The organism is Flavobacterium soyae (assembly GCF_021245985.1).
Classification (GTDB): domain Bacteria; phylum Bacteroidota; class Bacteroidia; order Flavobacteriales; family Flavobacteriaceae; genus Flavobacterium; species Flavobacterium soyae.
This window is the reverse complement of the sequence record NZ_JAJQXA010000006.1, coordinates 58,149-72,379: the sequence shown is the minus strand read 5'-3', so window position 1 is coordinate 72,379 and position 14,231 is coordinate 58,149. Positions and strand designations below refer to the sequence as shown.

At 32.6% G+C, this 14,231-nt stretch carries 13 protein-coding genes; 9 read left to right on the top strand and 4 right to left on the bottom strand.

Going from position 1 to position 14,231, the window contains the following annotated elements; translation table 11 throughout:
* Positions 1-21: 21 nt before the first annotated feature.
* Positions 22-1,053 carry a hypothetical protein gene (locus tag LUU93_RS09390; protein ID WP_232680668.1) on the top strand — a complete coding sequence of 344 codons (1,032 nt, stop codon included), beginning with the start codon at positions 22-24 and terminating at the stop codon, positions 1,051-1,053.
* Complete coding sequence (locus tag LUU93_RS09385; RefSeq protein WP_232680666.1) at positions 1,046-2,110, top strand: hypothetical protein; 1,065 nt, start codon at positions 1,046-1,048, stop codon at positions 2,108-2,110. The genes LUU93_RS09390 and LUU93_RS09385 overlap by 8 nt, the downstream gene beginning before the upstream one ends.
* 88 nt (positions 2,111-2,198) lie before the next feature.
* Here LUU93_RS09385 and obgE read toward each other — a convergent pair whose 3' ends face one another.
* From obgE to hpt, 4 genes are all read right to left on the bottom strand, one after another.
* The gene (gene obgE, locus LUU93_RS09380) at positions 2,199-3,200 is read right to left on the bottom strand and encodes a GTPase ObgE (RefSeq protein WP_073486737.1); all 1,002 of its coding nucleotides are present in this window, start codon (positions 3,198-3,200) and stop codon (positions 2,199-2,201) included.
* Between the two features lie 143 nt (positions 3,201-3,343).
* Positions 3,344-4,618, bottom strand: a complete 1,275-nt coding sequence (locus LUU93_RS09375; RefSeq protein ID WP_255669437.1) for a hemolysin family protein — start codon at positions 4,616-4,618, stop codon at positions 3,344-3,346.
* A 99-nt stretch (positions 4,619-4,717) separates the two neighbouring features.
* A complete protein-coding gene (locus LUU93_RS09370) occupies positions 4,718-5,290 on the bottom strand; it encodes an adenylate kinase (protein ID WP_232680664.1) in 573 nt (190 codons plus the stop codon).
* A gap of 76 nt (positions 5,291-5,366) precedes the next feature.
* Complete coding sequence (hpt, locus tag LUU93_RS09365; RefSeq protein WP_232680661.1) at positions 5,367-5,897, bottom strand: hypoxanthine phosphoribosyltransferase; 531 nt, start codon at positions 5,895-5,897, stop codon at positions 5,367-5,369.
* Positions 5,898-6,083: 186 nt separating this feature from the next.
* Here hpt and LUU93_RS09360 point away from each other — a divergent pair, with 186 nt between their 5' ends.
* From LUU93_RS09360 to purE, 7 genes are all read left to right on the top strand, one after another.
* A complete protein-coding gene (locus LUU93_RS09360) occupies positions 6,084-7,358 on the top strand; it encodes a PQQ-dependent sugar dehydrogenase (RefSeq protein ID WP_232680659.1) in 1,275 nt (424 codons plus the stop codon).
* 191 nt (positions 7,359-7,549) lie between these two features.
* On the top strand, positions 7,550-9,640 hold the full coding sequence (locus LUU93_RS09355; protein ID WP_232680657.1) for a TonB-dependent receptor family protein: 2,091 nt from the start codon (positions 7,550-7,552) through the stop codon (positions 9,638-9,640).
* A gap of 30 nt (positions 9,641-9,670) precedes the next feature.
* Positions 9,671-10,222 carry a HEAT-like fold family protein gene (locus LUU93_RS09350; RefSeq protein ID WP_232680655.1) on the top strand — a complete coding sequence of 184 codons (552 nt, stop codon included), beginning with the start codon at positions 9,671-9,673 and terminating at the stop codon, positions 10,220-10,222.
* Between the two features lie 246 nt (positions 10,223-10,468).
* Positions 10,469-11,623 carry a 5-(carboxyamino)imidazole ribonucleotide synthase gene (locus LUU93_RS09345; RefSeq protein WP_232680653.1) on the top strand — a complete coding sequence of 385 codons (1,155 nt, stop codon included), beginning with the start codon at positions 10,469-10,471 and terminating at the stop codon, positions 11,621-11,623.
* Between the two features lie 74 nt (positions 11,624-11,697).
* Positions 11,698-12,972, top strand: a complete 1,275-nt coding sequence (locus LUU93_RS09340) for an AAA family ATPase (RefSeq protein ID WP_232680650.1) — start codon at positions 11,698-11,700, stop codon at positions 12,970-12,972.
* A complete protein-coding gene (locus LUU93_RS09335) occupies positions 12,944-13,567 on the top strand; it encodes a hypothetical protein (protein ID WP_232680648.1) in 624 nt (207 codons plus the stop codon). The genes LUU93_RS09340 and LUU93_RS09335 overlap by 29 nt, the downstream gene beginning before the upstream one ends.
* Before the next feature lie 74 nt (positions 13,568-13,641).
* The gene (gene purE / locus LUU93_RS09330) at positions 13,642-14,127 is read left to right on the top strand and encodes a 5-(carboxyamino)imidazole ribonucleotide mutase (RefSeq protein WP_012022518.1); all 486 of its coding nucleotides are present in this window, start codon (positions 13,642-13,644) and stop codon (positions 14,125-14,127) included.
* The last annotated feature ends 104 nt before the right edge of the window (positions 14,128-14,231 follow it).

The window sequence follows — 14,231 nt, the reverse complement described above, 5'->3', positions numbered from 1 at the left end:
GAAAAAGTCATATTTCATTTTATGATAAAAAAAACTCTACATTGTTCTTTTCAAAAACTGATTATACTTATAGTTTTTCTCATAAGCGGTCATTTAAATTCGCAAATAATTCAGGAATTTCTAATTGAAAAACCTGAATCCAAAACACAATTAAAAGAAAGAGGGCTGAAAGGAAAAGTGAAAACAATTAAAACCTGTTTTTTCACAATCGAAAACACTCCAAAACAGCAAAATATTAAAAGACTTTTAAACCCAAATATTTATGGTTTATATGAAACTTTTAATTCTTCAGGAAGACTGACAAAAAAAGTAAACCTTTATCCTCCCGCTTATTTTCCGATGGATACAATTGGCGGTGACAGCTTAGTTTATAACAGTAAAGGGAAACTTGAAAAATCCTTTTATACCAGTGCAATTGGTGTAGATTTTGTTAAAATTTTTAATGATAAAGAAGACCAAATATCTTTGGAAGAAATCAAAAAAGATGAAGATCCCTTTAACAGCAATGATTATTACTCATATAAATATAATGCTGCAGGCAAAAAAACAGAAGCTATAAAATATTCATTCTATGGATCTAAAATGGATAAAAAAAAGATAGGAACCCGCTCTTATTTTAAATATGACCCTAAAAACAGAGTTATAGAAGAAGCAAAATATGGAGAACTCCTTAGTTTTTTGATTACCCCAAAAGAAATACCCATTAAATACAGCTATAAATACGACCTTAAAGATAATCTTATCGAAGAAAGCTGTTTTTATAAAACTCTGGCTTACAAAGCAAATTATAATTACGATCCTAAAAATGTTTTAGTAAAACAAGTTCTTGCAGAAGGGTCTAAAACCGATTCTGCCATACTTAAAGATGGTCAGATAAGCCAGAGAACCATTACTAACAGAAACAATTACGTTGAAAATAGGATTTATAAATATGAATATGATACAAACGGAAACTGGATCAAATTAAATATTTCAACCACATTTTCTGAAAAAGGAAAAAAGCAGACCAAACAAGAAACTTTAATAACCAAAGAAATCACTTATTATGAATAAAATAAAAACTTTACTCTTAGTTTTCTTATTTATAAATTATGGTTTCGCGCAAGTTGGCTCTGAATACATCTTTAAAAATGACTGGGAAAGATCTGGACTAAAAGGCAAAGTAAAATCTATTAAAACTGCTTTAAGAGATATTAATGACAAACGCTGGAGTTCAGACTTATTTTTAAAATACAATCCCGTGCTTCACAATTATTATGCAGCTGATGAATATGATCGTGAATTATATTATAAAAAATTCAATACATACGGCATGATCACTGAACGTTCTGATAAAAGAATTTCTAACTTAAGCGAAGAATTTGAAAAAGGCCAGGTTTTTAAATTTCAAATTGATTCAGTTGATTTTTTTAATAAACAGAAAATGGCACTGCAATGCAGCTTTTTGTTCGGAATGAATCCAAACAGAACACATACATATGACGACTCAAAAGAAGAGATGAAATATCAGTACAAAATAGAAAATCAAAAGATTACTGAAGAGCTCTATTTTAATGATTATATTAGTGAAGAATTTCCAAAAGAAGATTCTTTAAAATTTGACCGCAGGACTTTATTTTTCTACAATCCGAAAGGACAGATTATTAAAAAGCAGATTATTATTCCGTTTGACGTATATAATGATCACAGCACAGAAACATTTTACGATCGGGAAATTTATAACGACAATACTTTAAACGTTACTTATGTTTATGATGATGGAAACCAGCTTGTTAAAATGACCGTTTATAAGAAGAAAGAGTTTCTATATCAGGAAACTTATAAAATCAAAAACAACAAGGTAATTGAAATGGAAAAACTTGTTGACAGTAAACATACCCATAATGAATTAGACAGCAACAAGGTAGTGTACCAATATGATGATTTTGGAAATGTTACAGCCATGACGTCTTATGATAATGATGTTGGAGAAGAAATCCTTATTTCTATACTATTTGATTACACTTTTGACAACACTAATAACTGGACTCTTTGCAAAATGTATGTAAATCAAAAAAACGAAGTTCCAGATGCAATCGCTGAAAGAAGAATAGAATATTATAAAAACTAAATGTATTCGCAAATACCTTTAGGCTGAATTAAAAAAACCACTAACAAGTATTATTTGCTAATGGTTTTTGTTTTAAAAAACTATCTTTTTATTCATTAAGCATTTTCCAAAGTTTATCCTTCAAATCTGTTAAACCTTGCTGTGCAACAGATGAAATAAACATATACGGAATATCTTTAAACGAAACGTCTAATTCTGCTTTCAATTCAGCTTTAAGTTCATCATCCAGCATATCACATTTTGAGATAACTAAAAGACGTTCTTTATCCAGCATTTCAGGATTATATTTTGTTAATTCATTTACCAAAATATCATATTCTGCTTTAATATCCGGCGTATCAACCGGAACTAAAAATAATAAAGTTGAATTACGCTCAATATGGCGAAGGAAATAATGTCCTAAACCTTTTCCTTCGGCAGCACCTTCAATAATTCCCGGAATATCAGCAATTACAAAAGATTGATAATCTCTGTAAGCTACAATTCCTAAGTTTGGTTTTAAAGTTGTAAAAGGATAATCGGCAATTTTTGGTTTTGCTGAAGTTAATACAGATAATAATGTAGATTTTCCTGCATTAGGAAAACCAACCAATCCAACATCTGCCAAAACTTTAAGTTCCAGAATAACATCCATTTCTAAACCTGGCAAACCTGGCTGCGCATAACGCGGCGTTTGGTTTGTCGAACTTCTAAAATGCCAGTTTCCTAAACCTCCCTTTCCTCCTTTTGCAAGAATTCTTTTTTCACCATCTTCTGTAATTTCAAAAAGTACTTCTCCGGTTTCCTTGTCTTTTACAACAGTTCCCAGAGGCACTTCAATAAATTTATCATCTCCATCTGCTCCCGTGCTGCGGTCTCCTCCACCATCGCCGCCGTGTCCAGCTTTAATGTGACGCGCAAACTTTAAATGAAATAATGTCCAGAGTCCTTTATTTCCCACTAAATACACATGTCCGCCTCGACCGCCATCACCACCGTCCGGGCCGCCTTTTTCAATAAATTTCTCTCTATGTAAATGCGTAGATCCTTTTCCTCCTTTTCCGGACGAAACATATATCTTAACGTAATCTACAAAATTTCCTTCTGTCATTTTTCTGAATTTCAGATTTTAGATTTTAGATTTTAGATTGCTCTAAATTCTATATCCAAACTCTATTTTATTTACTTTTCAGTCTCAATCTCAATTTTCAGTCCAACCTGTGACTGATACTGCGACTGAATACTTATTTCTTTTTATTCTTTAAGCGCTTTTACAAGCACCTTATCAATCTTTACGCCGTCCATATCGACAACTTCTAAGATGAATTTTTGCCAAATTAGTTTTTCACCTTCTTTCGGAATATGTGAAAGTTCGGTCATAATCATTCCGCTTACGGTATTTACTTCGTAATCATTTGTTAGTTCGTCTAATTCAAAATACGTTAAGAAATCGTGCAATGAATAATGTCCGTCAACCAGCCATGATCCATCTTCTCTTTCTATAAGCTGGAACTCATCTTTATAAAACTCAGATGCATCACCAACTAAAGCCTCCAGAATATCATTCAAAGTAATTAAACCTTGAAAAACACCATATTCATCTGAAACCAAAGCGTAATGAACACCTGTTTTTTTGAAATTTTCTAACGCTTTATAAGCCGTTGTCTGCTCCATTAAATAAGGTGCATCAGAAATTATAGCTGCAAAATCAAAATTATCGTTCTCGATATTGGCAAATATATTTTTCAGCGTTACAACTCCAACAATGTCATCGTAGTTTTCATTGTAAACCGGATAAACCGTATGCAGATCCTGAACAACCAATTCTTTTATTTTGGATTTATCAGCATTTAAAGGAAGCATATCTACCGATTTTCGGTGTGTCATTAACGAACTTACTTTTCTGTCGCCAATATGAAAAACACGCTCCACAATATCTTGTTCAATTTCCTGAACTTCTCCAACTTCTGTACCTTCTTTAATGATTGCTTTAATTTCTTCCTCAGTAACTTTTCCGTCAGCAGTTGGTTTTATCTGTAAGATATTCAATAGAAAATCTGTTGAAGAGGTTAATAACCAAATAAATGGCGCCGTAATAATCGAGATTACTTTCATTGGCATCGCTACCATTTTTGCAATCGATTCCGGATAATTTAATCCGATACGTTTTGGAAGCAATTCTCCTAAAACCAAAGAGAAAAATGTTAAAACAACAACTACAATTCCAACAGCAATTGAATGCGAGTATGGTTTTAAAGCCGCAAATCCTGCAACGAATAATTCTACGTCCATTGTAATTTTATCACCACTATAAATACCGGTTAAAATCCCAATTAAGGTAATTCCAATTTGTACTGTTGATAAAAATTTATTTGGAGAATTTGCCAGATCAAGCGCTGTTTTGGCACTTTTGTTCCCTTTTTTTGCTGCTGTTTCCAGTCTGTTTTTTCGCGCCGAGATCAATGCAATTTCTGACATCGAAAAAACCCCATTTAATAGTATTAGAAAAAATATTATTAGTATTTCCATTTTTAAGTTTAAAGTTAAAAGTCAAAAGTTAAATGTTTTTCAGAACTTTATTTCAAATTTCCTTCTAAACATTTAACTTTTAACTTCAAACAGATTTTGTTACAAATTATCTATAACTGACGTTAAGCGCTCTGTAATTTCTTCGATAGTTCCGATACCGTTTACGGCGTGAAACTTATTCTGCTCTTTATAATACCCAATTAACGGAGCCGTTTTTTCGTTATATTCCTGATATCTAACACGAATTTTTTCTTCGTCCTGATCATCTGGTCTTCCGCTTGTTTTTCCTCTTTCAAGTAAACGTGCTACCAAAATTTCATCATCAGCCTCTAATGCAATTGTTGCAGTTACGCTTGAACCAATTGTTGGTAAAAATTTATCTAAAGCTTCAGCCTGATCTAAAGTTCTTGGATATCCGTCGAACAAAAATCCTGCACTATCTGGGTGTTTATTTACTTCGTCAATTAACATTGCAGTTGTTACTTCGCAAGGAACTAATTCTCCGTTGTCCATAAAAACTCTTGCTTTTTTACCTAGTTCAGTATCATTTTTTAAATTAAAACGAAAAATATCTCCTGTCGAAAGATGTGTTAAATTGTATTTTTCTTTTAAAAATTCTGCCTGAGTTCCTTTTCCTGCTCCAGGCTTTCCAAATAAAACAATGTTAATCATAGTACGTTTGAGTTGTGTGACTTCTTAATATTTCAAAGAAGTTTAAAATGAATATATAGTTGTGTTTTGTTTAATATTATTCTGCTAATTTATATACTTCTGTCAGGTTTCGTCCAAGACCATCATAATCTAATCCGTAACCCACAATAAATTTATTCGGGATTCTGATTCCGATATAATCTATTTTAATGTCTTTTTTATATGCTTCCGGTTTAAAGAACAAAGTGGCCACCTTAAAATGTTTTACATTTTGTGCTTTAAATAAATGTTTTAATTCTTCAAGCGTATTTCCTGTATCAATAATGTCTTCGATTATTACTACGCTTCTTCCAGATAAATCCTGATTGATCCCAATCAATTCTTTAACTGAATTTGTTGTTTCAGTTCCTTCATAAGAAGCCATTTTAATGAATGAAACCTCGCAGGGCTTTTTATATTTTTTCAGGAAATCGGCAACAACCATAAATGCGCCATTCAAAACTCCAATAAAAATTGGAGTATCATCTCCAAAATCATCTTCTACCTGTGCAGCTAATTTGGTTAAAGCAAAATCAATTTCCTTAGCCGAAATAAACGGAACAAATTGTTTATCGTGAAGTTGTATCATTATTTTTAAATTTAAAATAATGGACAAAGATACAGAATTACAACCAATCTGCCCACATGAAAATATATTCGCGAGATGACTTTTTTGTGAATGTTAAATATCAGTTAATAATTACAAAATCATTCTTGCAGCTACTTTTAAATTCACTAAATTGTTGTTGAATAATCAGTTAACCCCAAGAACCAAATGAAAAGATCCTTACTGCTTTTTTCTATTTCATTAATATTTTTAGTAACTGCCTGCAACGGACAAGTTAAAAAAGAAGAAAAAGAAGCGCTGGCAAAACAACCCGGAAATGTTGTAAAAACGGCTATTGGCGACATTACGCTGCCATCTCCTTATGCAACCGAATCTAAAACCAATAACAGCAAAGTGATTGGATGGCCAGACGGAATTACTCCTAAAGCACCGGAAGGTTTTACGGTTGCCAAATTTGCTGATGGTTTTGAAAACCCGCGTTGGACTTATATTGCACCAAACCAAGATATTTTTGTTGTAGAAAGCGGGACAAGAACGAGTAAAAATCAAATCACGGTTTTGCGCGACAAAGATAAAGACGGAAAATTTGAAACCCGCCAGGTTTTTATTACCGGTTTAAACAGACCTTTAGGAATGCTGGTTTTAAAAGATTTTTTTTACATCGCAAATACCAACGGTTTATACCGTTATCCTTATAAAAACAGTTCGTTGAAATTAGAAACCAAAGGAGAAAAAATTCTTGACCTTCCTGCCGGCGGCTACAATAATCACTGGACCAGAAATTTATTAGCCAGCCCTGACGGAAGTAAAATTTATGTTTCTGTAGGTTCAGGAAGCAATAATGCTGAACATGGCATTGACAAAGAAGTGCGTCGTGCCGGAATTCTTGAAATTAATCCTGACGGAACTGGCGAAAAAATCTATGCTTCGGGGCTTAGAAATCCTGTTGGAATGGACTGGAACCCTGTTAATAAAGAACTTTGGACTGCAGTAAATGAGCGTGATGATTTGGGCGACGATCTGGTTCCTGATTATATTACCAGTGTAAAAAAAGATGGCTTTTACGGATGGCCTTATTCTTATTTTGGAAGTATTCCTGATCCAAGAATGAAAGGCGAACGTAAAGATTTAGTTGAAAAAACTGTTATTCCTGATGTTCCTGTTGGTGCACATACCGCTTCATTAGGATTGGCTTTTTATACTAAAGATGCTTTTCCGGCGAGATATAAAAATGGCGCTTTTGTTGGACAGCATGGTTCCTGGAACCGTGCTAAGATATCAGGCTATAAAGTTGTTTTTGTTCCTTTTGCAAATGGAAAACCTTCAGGAAAACCAGAAGATTTTTTAACTGGTTTTATTTCTAATGAAGCAAAAGCTGAAGTTTACGGGCGCCCGACTGCAGTTACAGTTACGAATGACGGATCGCTTTTAGTAAATGATGACAGCAGTAATACGATTTGGAAAGTTAGTGCGAATAAATAAATTCTAATTTTATGCAGATAATTTAAGCACATAGAAACATAGCTTTTTGTTTTCTTATAAAGTAAGATTGAAAAGAAAACTCGTTTTCACACACATTTATGTGACTTTAAAGATGTGAAATACCTTTTTTGCCTCCATTAATCCTATGTTTCTATGTGTTATAAAGACTACGCCTTTAATTCAAATCATTTATGAACTTAAAAAAATATTGTCTTTCTCTTTTTGTGTTTTTTGTTTTTCAAAACATTTTAGCACAGAAAAAAGAAGGTAAAAATATTGATTCTTTAGGAACTGAAAAACTGAAAGAAGTTGTAATCAGTTCGCTTCATATTGATAACAATTTATTAAATACACCAGCCTCAATTGGTATTCTTTCAAAAAAAGATTTACTGCAAAATAATGCCACAGATATTACAACTGTAATCAATACAATCCCGGGTGTTTTTATGCAGTCGTCCAATTTCACTACAACTAGAATTTCGATTCGCGGTATTGGCGCGAGAACTACTTACGGCACTAATAAAATCAGGGCGTTTTATGGAAGTATTCCGTTAACTTCCGGAAACAGCGAAACGGTAATTGATGATATTGATCTTGAAAACCTCAACAAGATTGAAATTATAAAAGGTTCGCTTTCGAGTGTTTATGGCGCGGGTTTGGGTGGTGCTATTTTAATTTCACCTCAGCTTTCTAAAAACGGAAATCAAAGTGCCGGAATAAGTTCTGTTTTTGGTTCTTTTGGGTTATTAAAAAATAGTTTGAATTTTGGTTTAGATGAAAAAAACGGAAGTTTAAACATAAGCTGCCACAATTTAAAAACAGATGGATGGCGTGAAAACAGCGCGTACAAACGGGAAGGAATTACACTTGCAGGCGAACTATTCCGAAAGAAAAACAGCAAACTGACTTACTTTTCAAATTATACTTATTTAAAAGCTTTTATTCCGAGTTCTATAAATAAAAATACTTTTGAAAACAATCCAAAATCTGGTGCGCCAACTTGGGTCGCCTCAAAAGGATATAAAGAATACAAATCGACTTTAGGCGGATTGGCTTATGATTTTAAAATTAATAAGAACTTAAACAACTCAACTTCAGTCTTTATAAATTATAAAGACAGCAACGAACCGAGGCCTTTTGATATTTTACGTCAATATACTTTTGCAACGGGCGCCAGAACGCAATTCTCAGGAAATTTTAAAACTGGGAGAATAGAAAACAACTTTATTGCCGGAATTGAATGCTTTACAGATACTTATAAAGGCAATACTTTCGAAAATCTGTATCAGCAAAATAACGGTTTAGGAAGTCTAGAAGGCAATCAGCTTACAGAAACTGGACAAAAAAGACATTTCTATAATATCTTTTCTCAATTGAGAACTTTACTTTCAGATCAATTTGAAATTCAGGCTGGTTTAAATTACAATAAAACTAAATTCAGCCTTGATAATTATATCGAAAACACAAATCAGGAATATAGTTATGACGGCATTTTTTCACCGCAATTGTCTTTATTATTTAAACCAAATTCTCAGCAGACGGTTTATTTTTCTGTAAGCCGGGGGTTTTCATTGCCGGCGACAGAAGAAACTCTTACAAGCGAAGGCACAATCAATACGAATATAAAACCTGAAAACGGATATAATTTTGAAGTTGGAGGAAAGTTATATTTCTTCAATAAAAAACTTTATACAGAAATTGCGGTTTACCGAATGGAAATTAAAGATTTATTGGTCGCAAAAAGAGTTGGTGATGATCAATATGCAGGTTTAAATGCCGGAAAAACATTTCATGAAGGAATCGAAATTACCTTAAATCATAATTGGCCAATCAATCGATTCTTTTCTCTGAATTCTTATTTAGCCGGATCTATAGGAAATTATGAGTTTAAAGAATTTGTCGATAACGGAAATGATTATTCCGGAAACAAATTAACCGGAGTTGCCGCAAATAAAATCAACGCAGGAATTACTTTAAATACAAATTTTGGAATTTACTTCAACGCCGATTATCAGTTTGTGGATGAAATTCCTATGAATGATTCTAATACTGCATTCTCTGATTCTTATACTATCATAAACTTAAAAAGCAGTTATCGATTTGAAATTCTCCCGCAGTTAACGACACATTTTTCTGCCGGCGTAAATAATGTAACAAATGCAAAATATGCATCACTAATACTGCCAAATGCCATCGCAGTAGGAAACGCAGCACCCCGCTATTATTATCCCGGGCTCCCTATAAATTATTACGGAACAATCTCATTAAATTATTTATTTTAGATGCTTGAAATTACCCCCAAACCAAAAAAAATGTTTTCTTTATTACAAGAAAAATTGGAATATGTAAGTGCTTATCGGGAAAACCGTTTAAAGTGCGCACAGGACATTCTCGAAAACCCATCTTTATTTGAAGAATTAGTTTCTATTTGCTTTTCGCCCGAAAATAAAAACAATCATAAAGCCTGCTGGATTCTGGAATTTGTATCTTATGAAGAATTAATCTGGCTGCAGCCCCATCTTGATTTTTTCTGTTCTAATTTGAAAGTTCTAAAAGATGAAAGTTCGCTTCGCCCAATTGCAAAAGTGGTGCAGCTTTTAGTAAAATCTCATTATAAGAAAAATGAAAACAGTATTTCATTATCCGAAGAAAACCTTCAGGATTGTATCGAAGTCAGTTTTGACTGGCTCATAAGCGATGTAAAAGTGGCCACAAAAGCCTATTCTATAAGAACTTTATACGTTCTGGGAAATTATTATAACTGGATTCATCCCGAACTTCAGGTTATTTTAAACAAAGATTACGGAGATCATTCTGCTGCATACAAAGCCGTTGCGCGAGAAGTTTTGAAGAAAATAGAGTAGTTTTTTGCCACTCCCGATGGCTATCGGGAAAAAGGATTAAAATGATTTTTTGTTTGCCACGAATTGCACGAATTTTCACGAATTATTTTCTTTGACATTCAATAAAAAGAAAATCCTTCTAATCCTTTTAATCTGTGGCAAAACTTTAAAAATATAATTCGTGGAAATTCGCGCAATTCGTGGTTGAAAAACTAAATTTTGGCTAAAAAAAGATTAAAAGGTATCTTTGCAAAAACACAACACAAAATGAATTATTTTTCTTCTGATTTTAAATTAGGAATATTGGGCGGAGGACAATTAGGTAAAATGCTTTTGTTCGACACCAGAAAATTTGACATACAAACTTATGTTTTAGATCCGAGTGACGAAGCACCTAGCAAAATTGCCTGTAATAAATTCTTTCAAGGCGATTTAATGGATTATGACACGGTTTACAACTTCGGAAAACAAGTCGATGTCCTGACTTTTGAAATCGAATTGGTAAACCTTGAAGCTTTAACACAATTAGAAAACGAAGGCCTAAAAGTATATCCATCTCCAAAAACTTTAAAAGGAATTCAGAATAAAGGAACTCAAAAAGATTTTTACACTAAAAATAATATCCCAACCGCACCATTTGAAAGATTTGAAAATTTAGATAAATTAAAATCTGCTGCCACATCAAACGGAGTCGAGATGCCGTTTGTTTGGAAATGTACTGAATTTGGTTACGACGGAAATGGCGTAAAAGTTATTCGCCAGATTTCTGACATGGATGATTTACCAAATGTGGAATGTATTGCAGAAACAATGATTCCGTTCAAAAATGAATTAGCGGTAATTGTAGTAAGAAATCCATCGGGAGAAATAAAAACTTATCCAGTTGTAGAAATGGAATTTCACCCGGAAGCGAATCAGGTTGAATACGTAATCTGCCCTGCAAGAATCGACGAAAAAGTAGCTGAAAAAGCCAGAGCAATTGCTTTAAATGTTTCAGAAAAATTCAATCACGTTGGACTTTTGGCTGTTGAAATGTTCCAAACCAATGAAGATGAAATTTTAGTTAATGAAGTTGCTCCACGTCCGCATAATTCTGGGCATTATTCCATTGAAGCAAGTTATACTTCACAATTCGAAAATCATTTACGCGCTATTTTAGATCTTCCGTTAGGAAATACAGACAGTAAAGTTGCCGGAATTATGGTAAATTTAGTGGGTGCCGAAGGATTTTCTGGAGACGTAGTTTATGAAAACATCCAAACCATTCTAGGCTGGGATGGCGTTACACCGCATATTTACGGTAAAAAACAAACGCGTCCGTTTAGAAAAATGGGCCACGTGACAATTGTAAATGAAAATATGCAGGAAGCAAGACGAATTGCTGAGGAAGTTAAGAATACAATTAAAGTGATTAGTGCGTAGTAATTAGTGATTAGTCGCAGTCATAGTTTTCAGTTTAAAACTATATTTTAATTAGCTTTGTAAAAATTCAATAAATGAAAATTTCAAAATTACATATCGATCAGTTTAGACATTTAGAAAATCTAGGTTTTGATTTTACATATCCAAAAGATTTTCATATTGAAGAAAAAAGAGGAAAACCTTTAGAAAAAATATGTTTTATTGGACAAAGTGCTACTGGGAAAACTAGTTTATTAGAATTAATTGATATAAAAACTCATAATAATTCATACATTGATTATCCTGTAGAATTTCAACATGTTTCTTCATTGGAAAAACTTAAAGCGTCGTTATGCGTAATATTCAATGATGATCGAAAGGAATTTTGCATTAAAAACAAAGAAATATTAATCAATTATTTCGTTGACAAAAAACTGGACACAAATGATTTGACAAAAAAAATCTTTTTCCCTTCAGAATTAAATATCAGCAAAATAATTAATTTTCTCGAACCTAAAGGAATTCAAAACCTAAATAACAAGGATAAAAATCTTTTTTTAAAGAAATATAATCAATTTAAACTAGGAGATGAAAACTACAATGAAATCTATAGATATATTGCAAATGACTTTGTAGAGTATCAAGAAAGTATTCTAAAAAAAGCCTCAGATTTCTTAAGTAATTCTTCTGATCAAAATAAATTTCTTTCTGATCTTAATCAATGGATGACCGAAAATCCAAATCCAAACTTAGAGTTTGCCACAAAATTAAATATTGTTCTAAAAAAACTAAACTTAGAAGTAGACATAAACAATACATTATCATTTTTAAAAATTAAGAATTCTAACAGTGATAACTTTGTCCCTGTAAACTCCCTCAGCACGGGGACTAAGCTTTTAATATCCTTATTGTTGCCATTATATAAATTCAGCACAGAAGATTCAATAATTTTAATTGACGAGCCTGAACGATCATTATATCCAGATATACAAATGGAATTAATGGATTATTATAAAAATCTTGCTCCAGAAGCACAGTTTATTGTTGCTACACATTCTCCTTTTATCGCTGCTTCTTTTGAACCAGACGAACGGTTTATTTTGTATTTCGACAATGAAGGTAAAGTAGCTGTTCGTAGAGGTATTTCTCCTATTGGTGATGATCCAAATGATATGCTTTTTAATGATTTTGGTGTAAACTATTATAATGATGATGTACAAGAAAAGTTTAAAGAATATCTAGAATTATTAGATAAAGTAAAATCCGAAAGCAATAAAGAGTTAAAGAAAAAATATCTTTTGGAAGCTTCTAAATTAGGCAATCAGTACAATTTTATTTTAGATGAAAAAAATCAAGAAAGACTACAATAATTCTAAAATCATTACTGATATTTTACAATACAATTGTAAAAAGGGAGCCAATAATAGTGTATTGGGTTCTATTCTTCTAAAAGAACAAAAAAGTTTCTGTGCCTATTCAGAAGAATTTATTGATCCAATCAGTGACGCTAATGACATTGAACATTTTAATCCAGATTTAAAATGCTCAGATGATGATTCATATTCAAATTGGTTTAAAGTTAAAAACAAGGTTAATTTTCGAAAAAGACAAAAAGAATTAGAATTCAAGAAAAACAACATCTCTTTTGATGATATTTTACAGCCCTGTGAAAATGATTTTGAAGAAAAACTAAAATATATAGTTGGCCAATATCGATTTGAAGAAAGTTCAGAGGTAAAAGTTAAAAACTTAATAGATTTTTTAGAATTAAACATACCTGAAAAAATTGAACAGAGACGTAATTTCATCATTAGAAAAAGAAAAGAAATAGAGATTTTTGGAGTTTCACCAGAAGACTTTTTTTCTACACTTATTGAAGACGATATAACGCAAATATCATATCTAAGAGCAATTCAAGAAGAATTCAAAATTGATATTTGGAATATGATTCCAGAACTAAAATAAAAAATCAGTCTCTGTTTTCAGTTTCCAACAACTTGAAACTTTAAACCTGAAACAAAACAAACAAAAATAAACACATGAGCAAAGTAGCTATTATAATGGGAAGCATCTCAGACATGCCAGTTATGCAGGATGCAATCGACATATTAAAACAATTTAATGTAGAAGTTGAAGTAGATATCGTTTCGGCACACAGAACGCCGGAAAAATTATTCGATTTCAGTAAAAATGCACATACCCGCGGGATTTCGGTAATTATTGCCGGTGCGGGCGGTGCGGCGCATTTACCTGGAATGGTGGCTTCAATGTCTCCGCTTCCTGTAATTGGAGTTCCTGTAAAATCAAGCAATTCTATTGATGGCTGGGATTCGGTATTATCGATTCTGCAAATGCCGGGCGGAGTTCCTGTTGCAACTGTGGCTTTAAATGGTGCAAAAAATGCCGGAATTTTAGCAGCACAAATCATCGGAAGTCACGATAAAAAAGTTTTAGATACTATTATTTCTTATAAAGAAGAATTAAAAGCTGCAGTTAATAAAGCTGCTGAAGGTTTAAAGAAATAAGCTTTCTGATTCCTGCAAGGTTTCCAAAACCTTGTAGGTCTGATTATCACAATCAAAAAATAATACTTCAAAAATACCTACAAGGTTTTGAAAACCTTGCAGGA

Excerpts from the sequence above, each read along its gene's own strand:
- LUU93_RS09390 (WP_232680668.1), top strand. The coding sequence starts at position 22 with ATGATAAAAAAAACTCTACATTGTTCTTTTCAAAAACTGATTATACTT.
- LUU93_RS09385 (WP_232680666.1), top strand. The coding sequence starts at position 1,046 with ATGAATAAAATAAAAACTTTACTCTTAGTTTTCTTATTTATAAATTAT.
- obgE (WP_073486737.1), bottom strand. The coding sequence starts at position 3,200 with ATGACAGAAGGAAATTTTGTAGATTACGTTAAGATATATGTTTCGTCC.
- LUU93_RS09375 (WP_255669437.1), bottom strand. The coding sequence starts at position 4,618 with ATGGAAATACTAATAATATTTTTTCTAATACTATTAAATGGGGTTTTT.
- LUU93_RS09370 (WP_232680664.1), bottom strand. The coding sequence starts at position 5,290 with ATGATTAACATTGTTTTATTTGGAAAGCCTGGAGCAGGAAAAGGAACT.
- hpt (WP_232680661.1), bottom strand. The coding sequence starts at position 5,897 with ATGATACAACTTCACGATAAACAATTTGTTCCGTTTATTTCGGCTAAG.
- LUU93_RS09360 (WP_232680659.1), top strand. The coding sequence starts at position 6,084 with ATGAAAAGATCCTTACTGCTTTTTTCTATTTCATTAATATTTTTAGTA.
- LUU93_RS09355 (WP_232680657.1), top strand. The coding sequence starts at position 7,550 with ATGAACTTAAAAAAATATTGTCTTTCTCTTTTTGTGTTTTTTGTTTTT.
- LUU93_RS09350 (WP_232680655.1), top strand. The coding sequence starts at position 9,671 with ATGTTTTCTTTATTACAAGAAAAATTGGAATATGTAAGTGCTTATCGG.
- LUU93_RS09345 (WP_232680653.1), top strand. The coding sequence starts at position 10,469 with ATGAATTATTTTTCTTCTGATTTTAAATTAGGAATATTGGGCGGAGGA.
- LUU93_RS09340 (WP_232680650.1), top strand. The coding sequence starts at position 11,698 with ATGAAAATTTCAAAATTACATATCGATCAGTTTAGACATTTAGAAAAT.
- LUU93_RS09335 (WP_232680648.1), top strand. The coding sequence starts at position 12,944 with ATGAAAAAAATCAAGAAAGACTACAATAATTCTAAAATCATTACTGAT.
- purE (WP_012022518.1), top strand. The coding sequence starts at position 13,642 with ATGAGCAAAGTAGCTATTATAATGGGAAGCATCTCAGACATGCCAGTT.